1 protein-coding gene is annotated in these 2,539 nt (G+C 66.0%); it reads right to left on the reverse strand.

The features are described from left to right. Positions 1–76: 76 nt before the first annotated feature. On the reverse strand, positions 77–1,831 hold the full coding sequence (gene ltrA, locus ABN273_RS59005; RefSeq protein WP_349458555.1) for a group II intron reverse transcriptase/maturase: 1,755 nt from the start codon (positions 1,829–1,831) through the stop codon (positions 77–79). Between the last annotated feature and the right edge of the window lie 708 nt (positions 1,832–2,539).

Genomic DNA, 2,539 nt, shown 5'->3' on the forward strand with positions numbered 1-2,539 from the left:
TGTCGGGTAGCGGCGGCACGTTGCCGTGCCGCCGCCCCCTCAGAACCGGGCGAGCGGGCTTTCCCCGCACCACGGCTCAAGCAAGCCCCGAGGGCTCGGCGGGTGAGAATGTGGCCGGTCTCCTGCGGTTGCGTGCCCGGAGGCTGCGGTAGCAGGAGGTGTGCACCATGCGTGTTCGCTTACCGTCCGGCGTGCCGTGCCGCTCGTGGGTGAGGTAGTCGGCGGCAATCGCCCGCCGAGCAACACCCAGCCACCAGCGTTCCCACTGGTTCGGGGACTGTGGCGGCTGGTCGGCGGTCAGAAGATGCTCCCCGCAGAGCGGGCAACGCCCGTCCTGCTTGGTCAGCAAGGCGAGGTTGTAGTCGTCCAGTGGGGGCGTGACCTTTCTGCGCCGCTTGGCCCAGTATTCGATCAGGTCTGGGTCGTCGGGGGACGCTCCGGGCCGGACGAGCTGGTGCCGGACGATCGGTGTCCAGGAGAACTTGACCAGGTAACGGGCGTGATCGCCGACCTGTTCGCCGAACACCCAGTGGTCGTCCCGGAACCGGTTGTGCTTGCCGAAGTAGCGGCGTTTGATCCACTTCTTCGACTTGTTGGGATGTTGGTGGACGGCCCACCGCCAGGTGAGCCACCACACGTGGTGGTCCAGCTCGTTGAAGATCTGAGCGGCCACCACACCCCGGTAGTAGGCGGCCCAGCCCCGGATGATGGGGTTGAGCCTGGAGATCAGCTCCCTCACCGAGGAGCCCCGCATCCTGCGCGTCTCGTCGGTGAGCCTCTTGCGAATACGCTTGACCGCGTCCCGGCTTGGTTTGATCAGCAGCTTGCCGTTGGAGTAGCGGCGAACGCTGAAACCCAGGAAGTCAAAGCCTTCGCCGGCGTGGATGACCTTCGTCTTGTCCTCGTTGAAGACCAGTCCTCGCGGCTCCAGCCACTGGGCCAGCCGCTGCTTGACCCGGTAGGCTTCCTGCTCGGAGTAACAGCAGACCACCAGGTCATCGGCATACCTCACCAGAACCGGAGTCCCCTCCCGCGCCCGACCGGCCGTCACACCGGTCATGCGGTAACGGACGCCTGCGGCCTCCTCCAGCCCATGGAGTGCCACGTTCATCAACAACGGGCTGATCACGCCGCCTTGGGGCGAGCCCTCGTCGGTGGGCGTGAACATCTCGCCCTCGATCACCCCGGCCTTCAGCCAGCGCGCGATGAGGTCCCTGGCGGGGAACCCGCCGAGCGCGTCGAGGAGCTGTTCGTGGTTGATGTTGTCGAACGCGGCCGACAGATCGGCATCTAAGATCCACACCCGGTTGGCCCGAGGGCCGCGAAGGGTGACGAACAAGGTGTCGATCGCATCAGCGCAGCTTCGGCCCGGCCTGAACCCATACGACCTGGGCTCGAACCGGGCTTCCCATTCCGGCTCCAATGCGTGACGGACCCGTGCCTGGTGACACCGGTCCATGATCACTGGAATGCCGAGCGGGCGGAGCTTTCCCTTGGCCTTGGGAATGTGCACGCGCCGGACCGGCAGCGGATCCCAGGACGCTCGGGTTCGGTGCACGTGCACCGCTGCCTCCGCCCTGGCCTGCGAGGTCAAAGCGACCTCACCGTCGATCCCGGCCGTCCGGCGCCCGGTATTGCGCTGGGTGACCTGGCGGACGCTGACCAGCGTGTTCGACCAGGACCTCAGCATCATCTTCTGCAAGGACCGGACCGTGGCCCAGTCCCCTTCCCGCGTCGCCTTGAAGATCCTGCGCCGCAGCCTCACTACGTTCTGCTCATGGGTCCGCCAGTCGATGGTGTCCCAGTCGAGAATGCCCTCGGGTCCGTTCACCGTAATGGTGTCCAACTTGCCCCTCGGTTCGAAAGGCTCTCGGCCTCGGCGTTCAAAGGCTCACCTGCCCACGTCAGCGCCCTTTCGGGCCCGGACGCTATGTCCGGCATCCGGCCGGTTCCCCGCAACGGACTGCCTGGAAAAGCAGCCATACCGTCGCAGGTCCCGTTGCCTTTCGGCCACCGGCATCCGCTTCTTGGGCATCCTGTCCCGCCGAGGAGTTCCGCCCCTCTTGCGATCGGCCTACCAGACCACCACAGACGGTCTGGACCTCGACGGGGTTTCCACGTTCCGCGCACACGAGATGCGACCGGGGAGGATGCCCTTCTAAACCCCGAGGCCAGCGGTGTTCACACGCCCAGCAAAGTGGGACTGGACGTCGCTTGCCGCCTCTTCCAGCGGCCAGGCCCTACCACCCTGGTCCTCATCCCGTCGCCCAGGGCTCTCTCTGACGAGGCCTCATCGAAGGGTTCACTCGCGTTCACCCGTCCGGTCTTCCCCTTGCCCGGTTGCTCCCCCAGACGGAACAGGGGCCCTTGGGCGTCTTCCCCGAGCTTCGCACCCCGGTGAGCAAGACCCACCGACGCACGTCGGGGCGGGGACTAATCTCGAACACTGATCAGGAACTACGCATCCGGCATGACCGGCCTCCAATCTGCGAGTTCACTCGATATGCGCGACTTCGTGTCGCACCCCTCAGAACGCACC

The organism is Nonomuraea sp. B19D2 (genome assembly GCF_040137845.1).
Classification (GTDB): domain Bacteria; phylum Actinomycetota; class Actinomycetes; order Streptosporangiales; family Streptosporangiaceae; genus Nonomuraea.